The sequence below is a fragment of the Bartonella sp. AP57NXGY genome (assembly GCF_042195805.1).
Lineage (GTDB): Bacteria > Pseudomonadota > Alphaproteobacteria > Rhizobiales > Rhizobiaceae > Bartonella.
On the sequence record NZ_JBHIOZ010000060.1, the window covers coordinates 6,443 to 8,607 of the forward strand.

Consider the following 2,165-nt stretch of genomic DNA (forward strand, 5'->3'; position numbering starts at 1 on the left):
CGCAAAGCTTGAAGCTGTTCTTGAAAATCTCTGAAAGAAACGGCGGCATATTCAGGATCTTTAAGAATATTTTTATACAATTCATATTTTGCCCGTGCTTTAATAAGATCAAAAGCATAAATCAACCAAGGGTTATCATCCTCTTTCAGCTGTTCATCGGCAAAATGAACAGGAGCATAAGAAAGCTGTACAGCTTCCACATGTTCTGGTGTTGGAAAGAGTCCTATTTTTTGATCAAGGTAGGTATAAAAGAATGGCGTTCCTAGCGCAGGATGCATACCATATTGTTGATGCAACACTTCCAAGGGCTTAAAGAACAACTTTGTTGGTGTTGCACTCTTTGTTACTAAAAAGACGCCCTCCAAACTCTTTTCTGCTTCAATAAAAACCCCTTCTTCTTGCCCATACCATGTTTTACCACTTTGTGTTTTAAACGTCCTTTCTCTTTTTTCATTAAAGAAAAAGGGTTCGCGTTCACACAAACGCAAAGCCGTAAAAATTGAATCTTGAATTTGCAGGGAATATTCCGCTGTTGTATCGTCAATTTCATCTTGAATAAGCGCGACCATATAAGCAAAAGTTTTAGAATGGTCTGAATGTGTAAGGTTTAGATTTTGGGGATCAGTGGATAAAGTGGTCATAAGCCTGTCCTTGTTTCTGGAAGCATTTTAAATTTTTCCCCCAACAGATCCCTCTTGTTGGGGGAAGAGAGCAAGCGTTCGCTTTAAGCGGGTGCTCCATAAGTTGGAATGACAATAGTGCCAAAATCCTGAGCCCCTTGCGTACTTCCTGGCAAGGTAAAGCAAGTTTTTTTCATACCGATAATGGTTTTTGCCGCAACCCCGAATTCTCTTTCATAGTCGAAGAGTTCTTCCACCAATTTATAGCGTGTCGCCCCTCGATCTTTACCAAAAGCAATCACAGCACTCTGCGCACCAAGCAGAACAGCCCGCCGCACATTTGGTACAGCTTTGCTAGCGGTTCCAGCTTCGACCCCTTCGGTAATATGTTCAGCTTCGCGTAAAACCACACCATTATACATGCCCAAAGACCCATCATAGAGCGGATTTTTGATACGACTTCCACTATAGATTGCCTTAGTAATGTCAAGCCATTGCCCCGCATCAGTATTGGTTCGCAATTGTGTCACTTGGGTTGGATGTAGATAAAGCACATAGACATTTTCGCCATCGATCCGCACAGGTCTAATTTTAGGATTTGCCAATTTAGCCCGTTCAACTGCTTTATCAATCAAGCTGAGATCAAAAACATCGTCTTCTTTTAAGTCCTCATCTTTTGCTTTATCATTAGGACGTACCACACGTTTATTGGTTGGTGCCGTTGGCGCATTAAACCCATAATGAACTGGTTTAAGGGTAATCGTGCGTCCTTCAAAGTTAATTGTTTTTGCGGTATACCCGCAAACTTGAATGAAGAACATCATACTCAGACGATCTGCATACCAATCAACCAAACCATTTTTTGCCTCGGTGCGCAAATCATGGAGAATTCGTTGTTGATCAATCGTTCCCTCATTTTTGACACGCACAGCATGAACGAGTTCATTAATTGCCAAGCGATCATTGAGAAACTGTAAAGCTTCTTCATTGCCTTCCAATGTCTGCCCTTCGCTTACCCCATCGCCTAGCAACTGCACACGCAAATTAAAGCTAATAGCATCCCCACTTGCTTTCGTAGTTTCATCTTTTAATTGTACGATACTGTTTGAATCATTTCCAATCAACGGCGCAATTGGAAGTGCTTTTGAGACTTCTTGGTTTAGTAATTTAGACCATGTGCGCACTGCCATTGGGTCATTAAGTCCGATATAAGTTACAGTCATTTTGTCCTCTAAAAGTTTTATTGACATAAAAAACCCGGCAAAGCGCCGGTTGTTAAAACACCACATTTCATTTCAAATGGTGAATAGGTTGTTTGTGAGTTTTATCTAATTTCTGTTAACGTCTGCCTCCTCCTTATAAGAGCTCTCCTCTCCACATCCGAGTTTGAGAAATCCCCCCGCATTCTCCTGCGCCAAAAGCCTCTTAACATTCCCGCAAAAAACACTCCCCCGCATTCTCCTGCGCTAAAAGCCTCTTAACGTTCCCGCAAAAAACACTCCCGCATTCTCCTGCGCTAAAAGCCTCTTAACGTTCCCGCAAAAA

2 protein-coding genes are annotated in these 2,165 nt (G+C 41.9%); both read right to left on the reverse strand.

The annotated features are described in order from the left end of the window. A partial coding sequence (locus tag ACFIL8_RS06530; protein ID WP_375689177.1) for a hypothetical protein occupies positions 1-641 on the reverse strand: 641 nt, incomplete at its 3' end. Between the two features lie 83 nt (positions 642-724). After that, complete coding sequence (locus ACFIL8_RS06535) at positions 725-1,843, reverse strand: N4-gp56 family major capsid protein (RefSeq protein ID WP_375689179.1); 1,119 nt, start codon at positions 1,841-1,843, stop codon at positions 725-727. Positions 1,844-2,165 lie beyond the last annotated feature (322 nt).

Excerpts from the sequence above, each read along its gene's own strand:
- ACFIL8_RS06535 (WP_375689179.1), bottom strand. The coding sequence starts at position 1,843 with ATGACTGTAACTTATATCGGACTTAATGACCCAATGGCAGTGCGCACA.